Below are 19,629 nucleotides of genomic sequence, written 5' to 3'. Positions count from 1 at the left end.
ATTGAACGGAGGAAAAAAATTCTTCAATTATTCGAAATCGCAGTGTTGAAGAGGTCGGCTAATCGGGTAATGCCCATGACTATTTTCTCAGGCGTTGAATTTGAGAAGTTCAAGCGAAGCGTGTTGTCCCCCTCTTTATTCGGGAAAAAGGGCTGCCCCGGCACATAGGCAATTTTCTTCTCAAGGGCCTTTACAAGAAGCTCCCGTGTCGAAATCCCTTTCGGCAATTCCACCCAGAGGAACAGCCCGCCGTCTGGTTTCGTCCATTTGATGGATTTGGAAAACGTTTCATCCATTGTTCTCAACATCAGGTCTCGTTTGGCTTTATAGTCGCGGCAAATCTTTTGTACATGGGGCTCAAGCAGTCCTTGATGAACAAACTCATAGAGCACATACTGTCCGAATGTATTGCTGTGAAGATCGGTCGCCTGCTTCACCCGCTCCAGTGGGATCAAGAGCGAATTATGCGCATTTATCCAACCGATGCGCAGGCCCGGCACAACAAGCTTAGAAAATGTGCGAAGGGCTATCACACCATCACCGCCAATAGACTTTATCGACGGAACACGATCACCCTTGAAGCGGAGATCACCGTATGGACTGTCATCGACAATCGGTATGTTGTATTTGGCGGCAACTTCAACTAGTTGATAGCGCCGCTCAAGAGAGAGCGACGTGCCTGTGGGATTTTGAAAATCAGGAATTGTATATATGAATTTTGGATTGCATTTATTAATCTGCTCTTCAACCTTTTCAATGTTCATACCATTTTCATCAAGATCAACCGTGCAGTATCTGGCATCGTAATAGCTGAATACCTGAAGCGCGCCGATATACGAAGGATTGCCGGTCAGCACATAATCTCCGGGATTAATGAAAGCACGGGCAATGAGTTGAAGGCCCTGCTGAGAGCCTGATGTTATAAGTATGTTCTCTACTTTGGTGGCCGATCCGCGGGCAGTTGCTCGTGAGGCTATTTGTTCACGAAGCGGCAATATCCCCCTGGTCAAAGAATACTGCAAACTTGTCGATCCATACTTACTCAACACCTCCGGCATAATCCGGCTCATATCGGTGAGTGGAAACATTTCTGGTGCTGGAAGGCCGCCCGCGAACGAGATAACATCGGGATCTGAAGCTATTTTCAGTATCTCGCGAATGGCCGACGGCTCAAGATTATTAACAATATCTGTTAACTTCCAATCCGCGGCCGATTTTCCGTTTATGAATGCTGTCATACATACTCCGTATCTGAATCGCAAGCATACTTTCAATTAAAGCCCGATGCGCAGCTCTTTCATGCCCTTGCGAGGCAGGCATTAATATATGCTATAACTACCACGCTCTGACAACAAAATATATGCACTTTCTTTTGAGAATCAGGCACCAATGCTTGATATTACATCAACAATACAATATCATAATATATGCCCTGCAATGACGTATCAGAAGTCCTGCATTTGAACCTTGGCTTTGACGACAAGGTAAAATCGTACACACTGCAAAAAAAGACGTGCGGCGGATCTCTGGGAATGCCATCGCTCATTAAGGAATGGGTCTCGTCGCGGTCTGCCGATGAAATACTGAAGACCGATTATGATTCTTTCCTCCAGTCACAGACAATTCGTACTGTCACCGGAGAATTGATCCATCTCAAACATCTTGTCGCAATCCAAAAAGGGCTTTCGGCAATGCTCGGCTATTCCAAATCGGGTCCAGACGACGTCTGCTTTATTGATTCGATTGCATCTTCACCCGATGGTATTGAGATGACCGCTTTGATAAAAATCGACGTCATGACTGAAGAGATAAAGGGTTGCGGCGGCTGCGGTTCATGCGGCTCTAAATTTGTCGCTCCGGTTTCAGAATAAGCCCTTCTATTCTTAAATTGACTGTTTACCCTGCATGTGCATCCGGCTCAGTGTAGAAGAGCGAATCCTACTGGTTCCATTTTCCAACAAAAGCTCGTTTACCAAAACATATATACTCCTCAAAATGCCTCTTTCTGCCTGTATTTTGATAGGTATAAAGTACGTGGAGTGCACCGTGCCCCTCAATGCTATAAGCTGACGACCTGATTAAAACTCAAAAAAGAAAGGACTTCCATATCCTTTTTGAAGAATACAATCCGACTCTCAGCGCCATTGGCATAATGGTGGGATTTTATATCATGGCGCGTTTGGTTTCTCAACTAACTCGGAAAGCAAACGGAGAAGAAAGTATAATCTCCGAAGTGCTCATGGCGATAGCAATATTTATCACCCTGATTTGTACCTGTGTCATCGCGTATAATAGCACTATTGGTCATGTAAATGGGTGACTACTTGATGCTCGTAAACTATGGCGCCCCGCGGAATCGAACCGCGGACACACGGATTTTCAGTCCGTTGCTCTACCAACTGAGCTAGGGCGCCATTCACAAATGAAGACGCCAATTTAATCAGATTAACATTCAAGTCAACAGATAATTGTGTGGCTAAGAAAGCAGTAACCAAACTGGGATTATAATACCCAGTGGATTGAGCGACTCCATGCGGTAAATGCTGTCCGCACAAACGAAACTTCCCGAATAAACTATCGAGGTTGAAAAAACGCGCGGGTTGTCGAAGGAGAGAGAAGAGCTCCAAGCGCGCCAAGAGAGAGCACCAGGAATACGATATTCATCGCTTCCCTCAGCCCAAAAAGGGCAAGGACGACAACCAATCCGTTCAAAACTACGAGTCCGTACCATCCCCAAGGGCGATTGTCGCGATAGGCAAAACAAAGCGTTATCATGACTATACCTGCCAGGAGGAACACGAATGGCGTGGAAACCCCTTCGTAATTTCTATCAAGAAACCCAAGCAGTATTTTTACCCCGCCATAGAGAATGAACATGATGGAAAAAATATAGCCATACCATTTGGCTACCGTAAAAGTCATCGGTCTATCCGTGGTTGTTGCATTCATCAAACTTCACCCTTTTCATACACACATTTACAAACTAACATAAACGATAACATAATATACACGGCTAAACCTTAAAGTCACCAACTATCGCTGCGCCAATAAAACCCGCGTCGTTGCCAAGAGACGCCTTCGCCACCCGAAGATTGCTGACTGCCGGTTTGAAGGCTCGTCTTCTAATCTCTGCTGCCACGGCTTCGACAAACCCGCCGCCCCCATCGGCGACGCCTCCACCTATTACTACGATCTCCGGATTCAAAAGATTCACAACACTTGCCAACCCGGCTCCCAAATATGACGCTGTCTCGTTTATGACCTGAAGAGCCACCTCGTCCCCCTTTTTGACTGCTGCAAAAAGTTTACGGACATTCAGATTCGAGAGCGATCCATCCAGCACGTCCTGGAAAATCGGCGTAAGTCCATGTTTGAGATGCTCGGACGTTCGCGCCATGATGGCTGCTGAAGAGCAGAAGACTTCGATACACCCTTTATTGCCACACCGGCACAGAGGACCGTTGTAATCTATCGTCATGTGCCCGATTTCGCCAGCGGTGTGGTTTGCTCCGCGCCATAATTGTCCGTTGAATATCACGCCTCCGCCCACCCCGGTGCCTACTGCTACGCACACAACGGAATTATACCCTGCTGCTGCTCCAAATCGCGACTCTGCCAGCGACATCATATTGACGTCATTATCTACATGGACGGGGAGGTTCAAGCGTTGCTTTAAGATTCCGCCAATTTCCATTCCCTCCCAACCAGCTATGTTGGGAGACTGACTGATGACTCTCCCAGTTTTGCTGTCAACAGAGCCGGGGGTCCCGACGCCAAGCCAGCGTATGGTGTGCTCTTCTTCTGCGGCATGGTAAAGAAGTGACTCGGCGATATTGGTAACCAAGTGTATGAGCGGCTCGGCGCCCTTTTCGACAAGGGTCGGCTTTTGCTCTTTGAAAAGCACTTTCCCCTTATCATCCACAAGACCGTACTTAATACTGGTTCCGCCGATATCAATCCCGGCGTAGACAAGGTTTTCTGACATGGTATTCGCGCTGTTACATCTCCATACAGTTTAGATCAAAGCACTCCGGCAAAGGATGTGAGAAGAGGCGATGATAGATCGCATACGAAATGGAGTCAACAAGAAAAGAGGGAGAGCATATCCTTCTAATAGGCAGCTTGAGAGCCTATGCCCTCGCCGACGATGGCTTGCGTTTCAGGACAAAAAGCGCCACAGTTGTCATCGTAACGACAATTACAGCAAGAATCAGGTAGAGCCAGCCGACACTGACAATTTTTTGCTGAACAAGTACGGGCAGATAGCGAAGTACCAGATTAACCGCAATAGTCAATGCAAGCATCTGCGTGACCGCTTTGACATTCTTGAGGGCTAGAGAGCTTCCAAGAAGTGCGCTAGTCGCCGTGTGAAATAGAACTAGAAACGATCTTTCGAGAAGATTCATGGAAAAGAGCGGCGTAATCATGCCAACCGTGAGATATATAGCCTCGGCCAAACCAAATCCAGCTCCGGTAACGGCTCCGATTAGCGAAAGTCTGTAGTTTTTGACGGATTTCAGTTTTTGAAACAATGCGCTTGAAGCAAGTTTGAGTATTTCCTGAAGCACACCCCCGACAAAGGCAGGCAGAAGTGACAGCAAATATATTGACTCCCCATCGCGTATCGCCGAAAGAATCATCTTATTTATCAGATATTTCTGCAGAGGCACCAGCGTCCAGATAACCGGCAGGAATAGTAACAAACCTATGATGAGCGCAATACCAGCTTCCCTCACGGCTATCTTCTTTCCTGTAAAAAGAAAAAATGCGGCAATCGCAATAATCGAGTAAGCAAAAGCGTGTGGAATCACTGCCACTAGCGAAACTAAAATAGAGCTGGCTGTTTGGGGATTCTCCTGCTGTCCTTTCGCAACAGAGTCCTGATAAACACGAATTTTTTGTTGGGGAAAATCAACTCGGACAAGCCGTTTGTCGGCTGTAAAATAAAGCTGGGTCACTTGCGGCTCTGTAAGGTGAATAATAAAGACCGAATCGAATCTATTCTTCCACAATTCTTGATACATAAAATATGGAATTGTCCCGATCACTCTGGCCGTATTTCCAGCCTGAGGCATGTAAATCGAATCCACTATTGTGTCATTGACTTTAAGGGCCCTCATTGCCATCAGGATCTCGAGTTGATCAACAAAATTTGGCTCCCAAGCGAGGATAGTTTCGGGGAGGGTGACATTGACCGAAACGTTCTCGCCTCCTCGGGTGAAAAATCCCTCGATTGTGTTCCCGTCTCTTAGCATCTCAAAGGCTTCAGATTGTTTGTTGGCAGTAATCTCCAGTTTGTCACCAAGATATTGGCCGCTCGGAGAAATATAATGTTCTCCGATAACAGAGATATCAGACTCTACTTCGAATATGCGATAGTCAATTTTTAATTGTTCCTCAAAGACAAGAGCCGGGCGATCATTGATTTTTGTATTCCTGACATATTTCGAGATAAGCTGGCCGAATGATTTGTTGCCTGAAGAAAATGTCCAGAGACGTACTTCCCCGACAGGACGAAATGATTCCACCGATTCCGATGCCGCCACTGTGCGGGAGGTATCGCCAACGCTGAACGCTGATACTGCCGCAAAGTACAGGATACAGATAAGACAAATGATAATTTTTAGACTCTGAAATAATTGTTTCATGACTGAGGAAAGATAGACCATAAGAGAGTGAAGTCAACCTGTTTTAGAATCGAACAACTCAGCCTACAGCGCCAGTTTGGATTTGAGATAGGTAACAAGAGATGACCGCGGGATTTGTTCCTGTACACCTTCTGCGGCGAGCCATTGACTTCGGTCTTCTGTCTCAGTGGATTTCTTCCCGCCAGCTTTTAGATTTTTGATGGTGACAGTATTTGCGGCAAATTCATCCGAGCCAACCATCACTGCAAACGGAATCCCAACTTTATCGGCGTACTTGATCTGTTTGGTCAAATTCTTGGTTTCTCCGACGTATATTTCTGAAGCAATTCCCGACGAGCGGAGCTCTTGAACGATTTTCAGATATTCAGCTAATTTGTCCTGCTCCATGATTGTCACCAAAACCGACGATGTCGCCTCTCGGAGCGATAAGGCTTTGAGCTCTATCAAAGCGGCAAGAAGGCGATCGATACCAATAGATGCACCTACTCCCGACAGGGGCTGGCTGGAAAAGCGGCTGATAAGATTGTCATACCGCCCGCCAGAAAATACTGACCCATAATCTGGCATGTCGAGCAATGTGGTCTCGAAAACCGGGCCGGTATAGTAGCCAAGTCCACGGACAATTGTGGGGTCTATTGAATATTTTGTGTAATCAATTTCAAGCGAGCCCAATATTTGTTCAATCTTTCTCAACTCCTCAATACCAACAAGAGGGCTTTCAGTCTCATGGTTAAGAGTAGATAAGAGTTGCTCGCAATGTTCCAATGTCGGCTTGCTCAAAAATTCATCCAACCGGGCGATTATGTCTCCCTGCAACTCAAGACCGATAATTTTGTCGCCAGATGAGTCAATTCTGCCGGAACCAAGTTCTCGTAATACGGCATCCTCCCCCTGCTTTTCAAGCTTATCGATGACTCGCAAAACATCCGGGCCCTTGTCCGGTGGAACACCCGCCCATCGGAGAATACCGTTCAGAATCTTTCGGTTTGAAAAACGAACTTTGAAGTTCCTGACACCTAAGTGATCGAACGTCGTCACCATCGCCGCAATAATCTCGGCATCTGCGAGAATATTATTTGTGCCCACGATATCAATATCAAACTGCATGAACTCGCGATACCTGCCCGGCCCCGGTTTATCGACTCTCCAGACGTTGCCATACTGGTAGCGGCGGAATGGAAGCGGCAGGTTCGGCTGCGAAGCCACATATCTCGCCAGTGAGATAGTAAACTCATAGCGCAGCGCCATTTCAACTTTATCGGGTCCCAAAAAGCCAAAAAGCTCGGCAAGCGAATCGGGGCTATAATGCGGTCCAAGCAATGTCTGCGCAAATTCAAGGGAAGGCGTCTGAAGCGGCAAAAAACCCATCAGTTCGAAAACTTCGCGGACTTTCCCCAGCATTTCTTCACGAGCAATTTGTTCTTTCGGAGAATAATCGCGGAAGCCTTTAAGAATCTGCGGTGTTACCCGTTTCGGTTTCTCTTTTGCCATATTGGTGTTCAATGTATGAATTATATTCTTTCAGGAAAGTATTTAAACTGACAACAGACAAACACGCCAAAAATTCCGCTTTCAAACGGACTGTCAATCATTTACTTTTGCCACTTGCATGTCGATGAAAGAAATATATGAGTAAGAATTTCGCAATAACCGGTGTTGGCGGATATATCGCCCCCCGTCATCTCAAGGCAATCAAAGATACAGGCAATAAACTGATTGCCGCGGTCGACCCCAATGATTCAGTGGGTATTCTTGACCGTTTCTTTAATGATGTCAAATTCTTCATCGAATTTGAACGCTTCGACCGCCACTGCGATAAACTTCGTCGAGCCGGCGAAGACCAGCGCATACACTATCTTTCGATATGCTCTCCGAACTATCTCCATGATGCCCATGTCCGGTTTGCTTTGCGTATCGGAGCCGATGCTATCTGTGAAAAGCCGCTGGTGTTGAATCCCTGGAATATCGATGCCCTTGCAGAACTGGAGCGCGAGAGCGGTCAAAAGGTAAATACCATTCTACAGCTTCGCGTGCATCCTGCATTGAAAGCCTTGAAAGCCAAATACAGCTCTGAGAAAAGCGCAAAGAAACACGAAGTGGATCTCACCTATATCACATCGCGCGGAATTTGGTATCTCGTTTCATGGAAGGGCCAGCGCGACCGTTCTGGCGGCCTTGCAACAAATATCGGAATCCACTTTTTTGATCTGCTTATATGGCTCTTTGGACCAGTTCAACATAGCGAGGTGCATTATAGCTCAAGCACCAAAACCGGAGGCTTTATTGAGCTTCAGAATGCTCGTGTTCGCTGGTTTCTCTCTATTGACCGGCAGGATTTGCCTCTTGAGATTGTCGCCAAAGACCAACCGACTTTCCGTTCAATAATCATCGACGGAGCCGAGCTTGAATTCTCTGAGGGATTCACTGACCTGCACACCGAGGTCTACCGCGAAACAGTCGAGGGACGTGGATTCGGTCTCGACGACGCGCGGCCGTCAGTCACCCTCGCTCATGATATCCGCGAAGCCGCATCAATCGGGCTAAACAATAACGCGCATCCAACGCTCGTCAAAGTAATCAAGGACTAACAACACAATTCCCTGTTCAGCCGGCTATTGCGCCAGGTAGATCGCAATAGTATTGGCATCTATTCGTTCTTTTGAGTCGAATGTGTGACCTTGCACTTTTCCGGACTGACCGACATAGACAGCCAAGGGAAAATTCCTCACGTCATATTTTGTCATAAACACCAGACCGGTATCTGAATAGATAAGAAAGTTGATGGAATGCTCTTTTTTATACATGCGTATCTCACCGGGAAGGCTGTACGTGATGCCGGCGACGCGCTGCCGATCTATCAGATTGCTGTCAATCATATCCTGCCAGAGCTGGGAGATTTCGTTGCATGGCGGACATCCTAGTTCCATAAACAAGAGCACTGCCCCGGAATCTTTATAAAGTTCGGCGCTGCTGATTAGCGTCCCCTCCTCAGTCATAAACTCTTCTTGCGGAAATATGGTCCCATTGGTGAAGCTTGTCAGCAATGTATCGCCGTCCATTGAAAGTATCGGCTCCGGTTCTTGTGATCTACTTCTGAGACCCATATAAACTCCGCCGAATACTGCTCCAAAAACTAATATTGCAATCAGAATGATTTTGGAAATGCTTAAAGAATTGTTTTTCTGCTCACTCATCTAATTATTTAGCCTTCTGCTTGAAATCTGCCATTGGGAGAAATTTTGCTTTTCACAATAACACCAAATAAGAGCGCGGGGATAAGATTCTACCTATCCCCGCATTGTCAATCTCTCGATTATCCTTTGTTCAGAAGTACCTAAATTAACAGGACACTATTGGAGGACAGCCGATATTGTTCGAGGGTTTACATGTAGTAACACCATTATGTGTACAACATTTCACAGGGTTCCCCAGACAATCACAGTCGTAAAAACAGTTCCTTGGTAGTGACTCGGCCATTACACTGCCAACGACGAACGCGGCGGCAAAGATTAGAACAAGTCCAGCGATAAGTTTGCGCATATTCTCTCACCTCCTTTCAGAGACAGAATAATGTGTGAATTGTCCACAGTCAACAATTTTGAGCTACAACCAAGTCACAAAAAAAGGCCTCCCATATATATGGGCGGCCATATCATCGATTCAAAATTAAATAACCGATTGTGGGGATAAGATTCTACCCATCCCCGCATTGTCAATCTTTCAATTATCCCTTGCCCTGGACTACCTTAATTAACAGGTAATTATCTGAGGACAGCCGATATCCATTGTGGGTTTACATGTGGTAACACCATCAAACGTACAGCATTTCAATGGATTTCCCATGCAATCACACCTGTAAGTACAGTTGCCCGGTAACGGCTTGGCTGCCATTACACTGCCAACGACGAACGCGGCGGCAAAGATTAGAACAAGGCCAGCGATAAGTTTGCGCATATTCTCTCACCTCCTTTCAGAGACAGAATAGTGTGTGAGTCAGCGACAGTCAACAATTTTGTATCACTTTCACATCATAAAAAACGGCCGACCATATCGATGGACGGCCGTTCTATCAAACAATTTCACATAATCGACTAAGGAAATATTCCAAGCTGTGCGTACGAAACAGCGATTTTATCAATCACCGACACAAATGCCGCCGTGCGCAGATCAGGAATTTTTTTCTTCGACTTCTTCACTTCACGAATCACATCGTACGCGTTGTACATCGTCTCTTCAAGTCCTGAGTTGACCAGATCAATTTCATCGGCCCCGCGAATAATTAGTCTTCGTTCTTCCTGCGAAAGTCTTCGACCAGTGATATTTTCGATGGCATCAAGTAAACGAGTGTTTGTGCCTTCGTCAAAACGCTTACTCATCCGTCCAAAGCGGACGTGACTCAGGTTTTTGAGCCATTCAAAATATGAAACGGTCACTCCGCCAGCGTTGGCATACATATCAGGAAGTACCATGATGCCGTTCTTGATGAGAATATCATCGGCATCAGAGGTAGTGGGGCCATTGGCGCCTTCGGCAATAATTTTCGCCTTGATCCGCCCGGCATTTGCCACAGTTATCTGGGTCTCCAGCGCCGCTGGGATGAGAATATCACATTCAACCTCGAGAACATCTATACTCTTCTTAAGATTTTTTGCGCCTGCAAAGTTCAAGATCGAACCAGTGGCCTTTCGGTGCGCCATCACGGCATCGATATCCATTCCCTTCGGATTGTAGATCGCGCCTTCGAACTCGGACAAGCCAACCAGAAGCGCGCCAGCTTCCTGATGGAATTTTGCGGCATAATAGCCGACATTGCCAAGTCCCTGCACGGCGACTTTTTTGCCTTCAACACCGGGCGACAACCCGAGCGCTTTCATATCGTCGGCGTATGATGTTGCTCGGGTAACAGCAAAAAAGATACCTCGTCCTGTCGCTTCGGTTCGACCATTGATACCGCCTTGGGCAAGCGGCTTGCCGGTTACACAGGCCGCAGCATCCAATTGCCCCGGGTTGAGCGCGGCGTAAGTGTCAACGATCCACGCCATTTCACGCGGGCCTGTTCCATAGTCCGGAGCCGGGACGTCGATGCCGGGCCCTATAAAATTCTTTTTTACCAATTCTGCGGTGTAGCGACGGGTTATTCTTTCCAGTTGTTCTTCAGTGTAATTTCGGGGTTCAATCTTAATCCCGCCCTTGGCACCTCCGTGTGGTACATCGACTACCGCGCACTTATACGTCATAAGCGCGGCCAAAGCTTTTACTTCATCTTCGTTTACCATTTCGCTGTAACGAATCCCCCCCTTGGTGGGAAGTTTATGATGGCTGTGTTCGACTCGAAAGGCCTGAATTATCTGAATATTGCCGTCTTCGAGGCGCAAGGGAAACTTGAATTCATAAATGCTATTACACATCTTGATCTGACTTAAGAGCCCGGGATGGTATTTGGTATGCACAGCGGCCTTATCAAAAAACGCTCCCACGGTCTCAAAAAATGACAAATGTTGCTCGGCCATATTCTCCTCAGTGCGCCCGTGGCTGGCAGGTCTCTGCTTTATTTTCACTGCCGCTGCAGTTTTCATTTAACCCTCCAGGGACCACGTTTCTGTCGTTCAGTGGACTCTTTCGCGCTGTATACTATGCTGTCTGAATCAAATTCGCAAGATTCATTTTGAGAGATATTCACCTCGGAAACACTCTTTTTAGGCCGCAAGGCTCCGTGGCCAACCGATTTATTTGCTTTTTTTGACTTTTGTAGTAGACTTAAGAGATACGCTTGCTCACACAAGAAACGAGGAACAGCCATGAAACTCAGTGTCGTTATAATAATCGTCATGATTCTGGTATCACGCCTTCAAGCAGAAGACTTGCAGCAACTGGGAGGAATTGACAAAAGTTTGCTCGAAAGGATTTCATCTGACTACGCTAAGTTGGGAGATAACAAGGGAATTGTAAATATCGTGACCAATAACGAGATAAACGCCCTCTCCCTTAACCGAGAGAAACTCATTCAGCACGACAAGCTGATGAACTTCAAACTCAAAGCTGGAGGCATCACGAACCAACGTAGCTCGGGGCGATGCTGGATGTTCGCCGGGCTAAATACAGTGGCGCCGGATGTGGCTACACGCTTAAAGACTGCCGATTTTGAGTTATCTCAGCCATATCTGACATTCTGGGATAAACTTGAAAAATCAAATCTTTTCTTAGAACAGATTATCAGCACCGGGAGCTTGCCGACAACGGACAGGGTGGTCGATATGCTTGTCTCTGACCCGACCGGCGATGGCGGCTGGTGGAATTACTTTTCGGATCTCATCCAAAAGTACGGTATTGTTCCGCTTACCGCTATGCCTGAATCCAAACAATCTGCCTCCACTGGCGCGATAAACACGCTTATCAATCGTAAACTCCGCGCCGATGCTGCTGAGCTTCGTTCCCTGCACCGCAATGGAACATCAATCGGGTCACTGCGCAAAAAGAAAGAAGCAATGTTGGCTGAGATATATAAATTGCTTGTCTTTAGCTATGGCAATCCCCCGACTGAGTTCACCTTTCGTTATGAAGCCAAAGACTCCACCCAGGTATTGCCCAAAAAATACACGCCGCATTCGTTCTACCGCGAATATGTGGGCGGGTCCCTGCCAGACTATGTTGCTTTGATGGACAACCCTAATTACCCCTACGACAAAGTGTTTCAGCTCGAGTTGAGCCGCAATATGGCCGATAGACCAGACATGACCGTACTTAATCTGCCCATCGACAAACACAAGACCTACGCCCTAAAAATGCTTCTTGACAGCCAGGCTGTTTGGTTTGCTTGCGATGTCGGACATGAACATATCAGCGATTCGGGCTTATTGGCTAAAGATATCTATGATTACAGCGGCATTCTTCAGACAGATTTCTCTATGTCCAAGGCAAACCAGCTTGCCTATGGAGAATGTTCACCGACCCATGCGATGGCTTTTGTTGGAGTTGACACGGTTGCAGGAAGCCTGCCCGCGAAATGGCTTGTCGAAAATAGCTGGGGAACAGCAAAAGGGGACAAAGGCTTTTGGTACCTTTATAATGATTGGTTCGATCAATATGTCTATGTAACAGTTATCGACAAAAAGCTCCTATCAGAAGAAGACACAGCCAAGTTAAGCCAGACACCAATTCTCCTGCCGATGTGGGAGCCATTTACAACAGCTATTCGCAAGATTGGTAACTAAAAGTGGCAGTCGGATTAAAAGACTCGCTCTTCCAGCGGTTGTCTGACATTTATTCTTCGTCTCGCGTCTCGGCTCAACCGGATGAGCTTGCTGTAGCCTCAAAAGACGAATCCGCAAACGCGCCCGTCTTGCCGGTCGCTGTAGTCTGGCCGCTCAATGCCGAAGAAATTCTCCGCACGGTACGACTATGCATTGAGACCCGCACGCCAATAACCGCTCGTGGGGCCGGAAGCGCGCTCGAGGGATCAGCTATACCTCTTTCAAACGGAATCGTAATGGATGTCAGCCGCATGTCATCTATTCGGAATTACTGGCCGGAAGACCTTCAAGTCGAAATCGAACCCGGTATCGTATACGACAAGCTCAACGACTATCTCAAACGCGATGCCCTTTTCTTCCCTCCCTCACCCGGCGGCTCAGGGGACTTTGCCACAGTCGGCGGAATGGTTTCGACCAATGCAAGTGGCATCTATTCTGTCAAGTACGGCGGGACACGGGACTATGTTCTCTCCCTTGATGTCGTCACAGGCTACGGTGAACAAGTCAAACTGGGCAATCGGGCTGTAAAACGCTCAAGCGGATATAATCTTGTCGAACTAATGTGCGGCTCTGAAGGCACACTTGGAATTATTACGTCAATCGTGCTGAAGCTTGCTGGATTGCCCGAAGGACGCCTGCAAAAGGCATACAAATTTCCTACAGAGAGAGCCGCCGCGCAGGCTGTGTCGGAAATGCGCCGCTACGGTGTCGATGTTGCAGCCATAGAATTTTTGGACAAACGGGTAATTGGTGCTTTGAATAAACTCAAAAGCTACGGTATTGAAGAAGTTCCGATGCTCTTGCTTGAATTTCACGGCCACCCTTCTTTGCTTCAATCAAGTTCCGAATCCGCAGAAGCGATCTGTTCAGAACAGCTTGGTCTCCCGTTTCAGTTGCCCGAAGGGCAACAGCCATGGGAAATCCGTCATTGGGTGACAGAATCAATCAAGCAACTGCTTCCCGGTTATAGTATTATTCGCAACGATATTGCATTTCCTATTTCCAGGCTGCCGGATATGGTGACGTTTTGCTATACAATTGGGGAGAAACATTATACGCCGATATTCACCTTTGGCCATGTCGGCAACGGCATTCTCCACGCCCTTATGCTTGCTCGCAAACATGACTCTGGAGAATGGAACCGGGCAGTTCGCGCAAATATTGAGATTGTCGAGGAAGCGGTTCGAATCGGTGGCACGGTTTCAGGTGAACATGGCATCGGGCTTGGTTTGAAACTTCAGTTTCTGAAAGAGCATGGAAACGCCGTCGAACTCATGAGGCAAATCAAAAAACAGTTTGATCCGCACAATATTCTCAATCCCGGTAAAATTTTCGACATAGCGTAGCCGCCATTTGTATCTCAAGCATGTCAATCTTTCTTATTTACATTTGAATTTGCCGGAGGCCGGACTCGAACCGACACGCCCCTTTCGAAGCAAGGGATTTTAAGTCCCTGGTGTCTACCAATTTCACCACTCCGGCGAACTTTGAACAATAATGACTTACGCGTTTAGGCACAACGGGAATTTCACCGCTTGTGACCGATTTGTGACTAGTACCAAACTTCGGCGACGCCACCGCCTTCTGCTTATGGGACGCGGACAGATGCGCGTAGCGCAATGTCATGGTAATCGTCTTGTGACCCAGCAGTTCCTTCACCGTCAGCAGATCCACGCCGCTCATCACCAAATGGGAGGCGAAGGTGTGGCGCAGGTCATGAAAGGAGAAGTCCTCCAGCTTCGCGCGGCGGACCGCATTCTCAAACGCCGTCCGCATACTCGTGACGTTCGACCCATCACGTCGTGTAAAGACGAAGCCGGTCGTTACTGGCAATTCGGCTAAGGTGTCTGAGACTTCATCGGCCATCGGAATCTCCCGTGCTTGCCCATTCTTGGAGTCACGAACGTACACCACTCGGCGGTTAAAATCAATATCTTTCCATGTGAGTTTGAGAATTTCACCCTTACGCATGCCCGTGTAGAGGGCCACGGTCAGAATGGGCTTCAGGTGTGTTGCTGCTGTCTGGCCGCTCGACCGTGTCTCTTTCCTCGTCCGCAGTCTGCCCTCGACGTAGAGCCGGTCACTTTGCGGATGTGGATGTCACGACTATACTGCTCCCTACTAGTGCGTAGGCGTGCATATTCGTTTCATCTCCGTGAACCCCCAAAGGATCAGCCTGGTAATACCGTCCAATTCGCGGATAATAGTATCTGTGCCAGTTGTAGGTCAGGTCTCCGTTGGTTTCTCTCCACTGCCCGGGAGGCTTACGGCAAATACGGGTGGTCTTGAATGACCTCTTTGTCTTGCGGTGTCTCCTTGCACCACTGCAAGAGAGGCATTAACTTTCATATTGTCTACCAAGACAGAACGTCACTCTAAATGACAAGCTACAGAATTTTCGCATTCTGATTTGTTTCCGGGCGAAAGTTTCGATGTATTGTCTCGAAGCAATGGTACACAGAGGCACTTTCACCAAATATCGCAATCAATTCATGTGTGGATTCGTAAAACACGAAGAAATCGTATGTGCACTGAAAGGCCAGAAATTTGTGTTCAAAATAACCATCAAGAGAGGTCATTATTAAATTGCTATCAAATTCTGGGATAGAGTCTATTAAGTTAGAATTGTAGAATACTAACGCTTCAGAATGAACGGTCTGCAAAACCTTCAATACAGTCGATTCTGACGTACACTGGATTATAAGATTCTTAGCGGACTTTTGTCCTACTGTAACATCTCGATCCAACCAGTTTGGAATCTTAGATTTAGTTAGAACTGAGCTAATATCTTCGGGTTTTTCATAACATAAAATGGTCTGGGCAAGAAGCGCTTTGGTGGGAATATGCGTCGAGTAGAGAGCCCGACTGAGTTCACGCAGGCAATTCTTACCATCAGAGCATTCGACAATTAATCTCGAAGTCTGGTCGGGGAAATTACGTTTCTTGGCCTCTTTTGCGGAAACTGGTAAGTCTAAGGAAAGTCTTAGCATGAGTTCTCCTACTTGAAAAAAATTCTAAGCCACTTTATGAGTCGTCCATCCCATTCCCAACCCTTTCGATGTTGAGGAGAATCAAACCGAATAAAGTCTCTTATTCTACCGACATACGGTGGAGATCTCTTGGAGGAAACGGACCAATAACACGTGTCAAGTAGCCTCCTCCCAATGTCGACGCTGTCTCCTTCCATGTATCCTTTGTCCAAAGAGCGGCGAATCCTCCCATCGTTCCGTAGAGTGGTCTGAACTGGTCATCTTCACACTTGTCACTCTTTTGGTTGTATTTACTTGCCCAATAGTCTACTGCAAATTCCCCGTAATTCGTGCCGAAGTACTCGCCGTCGAGCCACGGCTGAATAACAGGAGTGACTTCACTTCCCCAGAATGAGCTAAATTGGTCTGATAATCCATTCAGTGCGATCACAATTCCCGGCCTCCACGAACTTAGCCCCGTCGGATCAATATACCTGAGCGGACTATTGAGGGCATAGGCATACATATTCGTTTCATCTCCGTGAACTCCCAATGGATCGGCCTGATAGTATCTGCCTATCCTCGGATTGTAATAGCGGTGCCAGTTGTAGGTCAGCCTCGTCTCGCTATCCTTCCACTGCCCGGGAAAGCGAACATAATTGCTTGTTGAGGTGACTTCATTGTAGATAACACCAAAGGGATAGCTCCTGGACTTCCATCTGACCGTCTTGGCTGAATCGGCCAGAACATGCGGCGTACCCAGATGGTCGGTCAGATAGTATTCTCTGCCGCCCTGCGAACTGTTGCCAAGCCGTGCAATGGGGACGCCGTTGAGGTAAACGTAGTCAGCCTGCCATCCGCCCGAGCTGTAATACTCGGCCAACTGCTGGCCATCAAGCGCCGGAATAAAGTAGAAAGTAGCTCCACCATAGCTTTTCTTGATTCGCCGATTCCAGGCGTCATAACCTGAGGTGACGGCCGCGCCACGTTCATTCCCTGCACGTCTTGCCAATTACAGTTCCTTTGGCTGAATCAATATGGCACTCAGCTGGCGAGGAAAGCGTCAAGTCTTGAGCATAATACCAGTTTTCTGTAATGCAGGTATTTCGCTTCGAGTACCTAATTTTAACCGGGGTCCCCATTAGTGACGTAACTTCATATCTTGTCATCCCAACCTCAATTTTGTGATAGTTCTTGCGGAGAGTTTTTAGCCGAACGTAGTACTCAGTTGAGCAGCTAAGAGTTAAACAGCAAGTGAACGCAATGAAAATTATTGGCTCCTTCACTCTCAACCCAAATTTTCTCATCCGCCATTTGCTAAACCAACATTTTCCCGCCCTCGAACGACGTTTTTAACTCTGGCCATCGATAGTAAAAAAACAAGACAACGAAAGGTGTGATAAAGACGATTCCCAGCACAGTGGTTTTATAATCCGTTTGGGGATACCAAAGTTGGCTTAGGAAAAAATAAAGAATCCCAAAAACCCAAATCAGTCCTATCGCACAGTTACGCAAATATAGCGAAGGAAATGGTGTAGGTGGTTCATACAATTTCACTCGAAGGACCGCAATCATGTAAGTTAAAAGTGACATTGATAAAATGCCAAGCGATACAAGACCGACCGGCGGTCCAACGAAAATGCCAACCACCGCCAGCGGAGCGGTCATGGCATACGCAATTTGATTAAGTTTCTGTCCAGTTCGGTCTTTCTCAATCGCCTTACGAGCATCGACCTGATGCGTGCTAAGTAGGTAGGACATCATCGCCTGCCATTCATCTTCGGTACAACGATGGAAAACTTCACCAAATCGTATATTCAGTTTTATCGTGAGGTCGGACTCACCGAATACTAATACTCGCGCAATACCCTGCTCAACTAATTCTTTTATTTTGGCGAGATTAACCTCTTCTCCATGGCCGTCGTGTTTGTTGGCATGCAGGGCTATTAGTTTGTTTGGAACTAGTACTTCGGCCACTTTATCCCTCGCACAAATTCGAAGCCTGACCCTCTGTTCGGCCAGCCCCATTGAGGTTGCAATCCGGGGTATCTTGGTCCGATTACAGGCTGCCACCAAGGGACACTTATCCTTTGAACGGACGTGGCTAGGTTTTGCGGAGGTAAATTGAGAGCCGACCTCGCCTCAAAACCTAGACCATAGGGCGGTCCCGTGGTTCTGCTCCCAGCCAACCAAGTGGGATTTGCTTTCGGCGACCCACTGAAATAGTTCCAATAGCTCCTTGGCACATTACAAACTGATTGCAGTCCACGGGCTCCACTCAAAAGACCTGCCGTTGCAGTCCATGTATCTGGCGTCCATAGTGCGGCAAATGATCCTGCCGCAAAATCTACCCAACTGCCACTCTGTGCATATCGAGCCGACCAAAACTCTGAAGCAAATGCACCATGGGTCGTTCCGATGTAATCGCCTCGTTGCACTGAACTAGGAAGGAGCGACCAGAGATAGTCGGATGCGGCTTGTATACCATTCATGATGGCAGAAACTTCCTGATACCGTGAGAAAATAGATGTGCCGGTTGGATCCGAATACCTCAGCGGGTTATTGAGGGCATAGGCGTACATATTCGTTTCATCTCCGTGAACCCCCAAAGGATCAGCCTGATAATATCTGCCTATCCTCGGATTGTAGTATCTGTGCCAGTTGTACGTCAGTCTGGATTCGCTCTCTTTCCACTGCCCGGGGTAGCGCGCAAAATTGGTAATCGAGACCGTCTCGTCAAAGATCTCACAAAAGGAACACTACTTTGTTTTCCGGACAATTGTCTTATCTGTGTAATTAGTTGCGTAGGAAATAAAACGCGATTCATTCCCCACAAATTACGCGAGTGACAACACCTGTGCTGGCGTCAATGTAGCAACGAACCGGAGCAGGGGCAGTATTTAACAGACCGCCAGTGTAGTTCCACGAGTACAGCCATACAGTATCTTCTGAAAAAACAGCTATACTCTTAGGAATGCCCATTATATTGAGAACTTCCTGGTACTTCATGCCGACTTTTAGTTTATTGCATTTATCAAGCCTCTCTTGGACTTCTTTTCTATTGCAAGCATGTAAGAGAAAGCAACCCGCGATAATAATGAGCCAGAACGAATTCTTTATCATTTGCACTCACAATCTTTGCGATCGGTCGGCAGTCTGCCGTTGAAGAAGTTCCTCAGAGATGTCTCGAAACCTCTCCAACCCGCCCAAAAATACCAAACATGCCAGTTTACGCCCAAATCATTAGAGAAAAAGTCTTGAGCGTCAAAGGCTCCTTTCTCTCCCGTTATATATTGGTGGATTTCTACAGCTAAACCTGAGTATTCTCCCATTTGTCCAATCACAAGAAAATGTCTCATGTCTATAACCCGTTTTGGATCGGCAGGATCAAAAACGTAACGAAACCTATCATCAGGTCCTTCAGCACTTAAATCACCTCGTGGGTTTCGATCAAATTCGTGGATAACATCTTCAAAGCTTCGGCCCTTAATGTGATTAAGAAATTCACAGTAGGTTACAGCCTCGTTTGAGTGTGCTGAGAGTTCTACTGGATCATCCCAAAACCACTGAAATATGCGGCCATCCTTATCGTAACGGCTAATTGGATTGCCACCAGTGTACGCATACACATTTATCCCACCATTCAGCCCAATCGGATCGGCCTGATAGTACCGGCCTATCCTCGGATTGTAGTATCTGTGCCAGTTGTACGTCAGTTGTACGTCAGTTGTACGTCAGTTGTACGTCAGTTGTACGTCAGTT

At 47.1% G+C, this 19,629-nt stretch carries 16 protein-coding genes and 2 tRNA genes; 5 read left to right on the top strand and 13 right to left on the bottom strand.

The window, feature by feature from the left end:
- Positions 1–23: 23 nt before the first annotated feature.
- The gene (locus SGI97_10470) at positions 24–1,238 is read right to left on the bottom strand and encodes a PLP-dependent aminotransferase family protein (GenBank protein ID MDZ4724310.1); all 1,215 of its coding nucleotides are present in this window, start codon (positions 1,236–1,238) and stop codon (positions 24–26) included.
- 222 nt (positions 1,239–1,460) lie between these two features.
- Between SGI97_10470 and SGI97_10465 the strand changes: the two genes are divergently transcribed.
- Positions 1,461–1,871 carry a hypothetical protein gene (locus tag SGI97_10465; protein MDZ4724309.1) on the top strand — a complete coding sequence of 137 codons (411 nt, stop codon included), beginning with the start codon at positions 1,461–1,463 and terminating at the stop codon, positions 1,869–1,871.
- A 470-nt stretch (positions 1,872–2,341) separates the two neighbouring features.
- On the opposite strand, the gene SGI97_10460 is transcribed toward SGI97_10465, so the two are convergent.
- The 5 genes from SGI97_10460 to hisS all read right to left on the bottom strand — a co-directional run bounded on the left by SGI97_10460 (position 2,342) and on the right by hisS (position 7,139).
- Positions 2,342–2,414 (bottom strand) — tRNA-Phe (locus tag SGI97_10460).
- A 160-nt stretch (positions 2,415–2,574) separates the two neighbouring features.
- Positions 2,575–2,949: a hypothetical protein gene (locus tag SGI97_10455; protein ID MDZ4724308.1), complete on the bottom strand. Its 375-nt coding sequence runs from the start codon at positions 2,947–2,949 to the stop codon at positions 2,575–2,577.
- A gap of 64 nt (positions 2,950–3,013) precedes the next feature.
- Positions 3,014–3,985, bottom strand: coding sequence for an ROK family protein (locus SGI97_10450; GenBank protein MDZ4724307.1), 972 nt, complete (start codon positions 3,983–3,985; stop codon positions 3,014–3,016).
- 145 nt (positions 3,986–4,130) lie between these two features.
- On the bottom strand, positions 4,131–5,669 hold the full coding sequence (locus tag SGI97_10445; protein MDZ4724306.1) for a hypothetical protein: 1,539 nt from the start codon (positions 5,667–5,669) through the stop codon (positions 4,131–4,133).
- Between the two features lie 42 nt (positions 5,670–5,711).
- A complete protein-coding gene (hisS, locus tag SGI97_10440) occupies positions 5,712–7,139 on the bottom strand; it encodes a histidine--tRNA ligase (GenBank protein ID MDZ4724305.1) in 1,428 nt (475 codons plus the stop codon).
- A 137-nt stretch (positions 7,140–7,276) separates the two neighbouring features.
- Here hisS and SGI97_10435 point away from each other — a divergent pair, with 137 nt between their 5' ends.
- Positions 7,277–8,236, top strand: coding sequence for a Gfo/Idh/MocA family oxidoreductase (locus SGI97_10435; GenBank protein MDZ4724304.1), 960 nt, complete (start codon positions 7,277–7,279; stop codon positions 8,234–8,236).
- Positions 8,237–8,260: 24 nt separating this feature from the next.
- Here the strand turns inward: SGI97_10435 and SGI97_10430 are convergent, their stop codons facing one another.
- Positions 8,261–8,842, bottom strand: a complete 582-nt coding sequence (locus tag SGI97_10430; GenBank protein MDZ4724303.1) for a redoxin domain-containing protein — start codon at positions 8,840–8,842, stop codon at positions 8,261–8,263.
- Positions 8,843–9,739: 897 nt separating this feature from the next.
- The gene (locus SGI97_10425; GenBank protein MDZ4724302.1) at positions 9,740–11,158 is read right to left on the bottom strand and encodes a Glu/Leu/Phe/Val dehydrogenase; all 1,419 of its coding nucleotides are present in this window, start codon (positions 11,156–11,158) and stop codon (positions 9,740–9,742) included.
- A gap of 288 nt (positions 11,159–11,446) precedes the next feature.
- Between SGI97_10425 and SGI97_10420 the strand changes: the two genes are divergently transcribed.
- A complete protein-coding gene (locus tag SGI97_10420) occupies positions 11,447–12,859 on the top strand; it encodes a C1 family peptidase (GenBank protein ID MDZ4724301.1) in 1,413 nt (470 codons plus the stop codon).
- A 2-nt stretch (positions 12,860–12,861) separates the two neighbouring features.
- Positions 12,862–14,244 (top strand): FAD-binding oxidoreductase, encoded by a 1,383-nt coding sequence (locus tag SGI97_10415; GenBank protein MDZ4724300.1) that lies wholly within the window; start codon positions 12,862–12,864, stop codon positions 14,242–14,244.
- A gap of 50 nt (positions 14,245–14,294) precedes the next feature.
- Here the strand turns inward: SGI97_10415 and SGI97_10410 are convergent.
- A tRNA-Leu gene (locus SGI97_10410) sits at positions 14,295–14,380 on the bottom strand.
- 123 nt (positions 14,381–14,503) lie between these two features.
- On the opposite strand from SGI97_10410, the gene SGI97_10405 reads away from it, so the two are divergent.
- Positions 14,504–14,740: a hypothetical protein gene (locus tag SGI97_10405; protein MDZ4724299.1), complete on the top strand. Its 237-nt coding sequence runs from the start codon at positions 14,504–14,506 to the stop codon at positions 14,738–14,740.
- A 545-nt stretch (positions 14,741–15,285) separates the two neighbouring features.
- Here the strand turns inward: SGI97_10405 and SGI97_10400 are convergent.
- The 4 genes from SGI97_10400 to SGI97_10385 form a co-directional block, all read right to left on the bottom strand.
- Positions 15,286–15,888 (bottom strand): hypothetical protein, encoded by a 603-nt coding sequence (locus SGI97_10400; protein ID MDZ4724298.1) that lies wholly within the window; start codon positions 15,886–15,888, stop codon positions 15,286–15,288.
- A gap of 100 nt (positions 15,889–15,988) precedes the next feature.
- The gene (locus tag SGI97_10395; protein MDZ4724297.1) at positions 15,989–16,879 is read right to left on the bottom strand and encodes an RHS repeat-associated core domain-containing protein; all 891 of its coding nucleotides are present in this window, start codon (positions 16,877–16,879) and stop codon (positions 15,989–15,991) included.
- A gap of 305 nt (positions 16,880–17,184) precedes the next feature.
- On the bottom strand, positions 17,185–17,844 hold the full coding sequence (locus SGI97_10390) for a hypothetical protein (GenBank protein MDZ4724296.1): 660 nt from the start codon (positions 17,842–17,844) through the stop codon (positions 17,185–17,187).
- A 1,142-nt stretch (positions 17,845–18,986) separates the two neighbouring features.
- Positions 18,987–19,583, bottom strand: a complete 597-nt coding sequence (locus SGI97_10385; GenBank protein ID MDZ4724295.1) for an RHS repeat-associated core domain-containing protein — start codon at positions 19,581–19,583, stop codon at positions 18,987–18,989.
- Positions 19,584–19,629: the final 46 nt, after the last annotated feature.

This window comes from Candidatus Zixiibacteriota bacterium, from assembly GCA_034439475.1.
GTDB lineage: Bacteria > Zixibacteria > MSB-5A5 > GN15 > FEB-12 > JAWXAN01.
This window is presented reverse-complemented; position numbering and strand designations above follow the sequence as displayed.